The sequence below is a fragment of the Sedimentibacter sp. B4 genome (assembly GCF_000309315.1).
Lineage (GTDB): Bacteria > Bacillota > Clostridia > Tissierellales > Sedimentibacteraceae > Sedimentibacter > Sedimentibacter saalensis.
Genome location: NZ_CANG01000289.1, coordinates 1 through 206, shown reverse-complemented (window position 1 = coordinate 206; position 206 = coordinate 1). Strand labels below are relative to the sequence as shown.

The following is a 206-nucleotide window of genomic DNA, read 5'->3' as shown; positions in this document are numbered from 1 at the left end:
TCGCCTCAAGCAGGACCCGCAGCCGTCCGCGGCGATACCGCCTGTAGGCGGCCTCGGTCGCGAGGGCCGTTGTGATCTCCTTGTCGCTTGGCCAATAGGTGCTGACGGCGTCCAGCCGGGACAGGTACGCGGCGACACCGTCCGCCAATTCGGTGGGCGGGGTTGCGCTAAAGACCCGGATGATGTCGGCCACGACTCTTGCCAGG

At 67.5% G+C, this 206-nt stretch carries 1 protein-coding gene; it reads right to left on the bottom strand.

Annotation, left to right across the window (positions count from 1 at the left end; all coding sequences use genetic code 11):
• Positions 1 to 193: hypothetical protein (locus BN358_RS27625; RefSeq protein WP_232233097.1), on the bottom strand; the 193-nt coding region annotated here is incomplete at its 3' end.
• Positions 194 to 206: the final 13 nt, after the last annotated feature.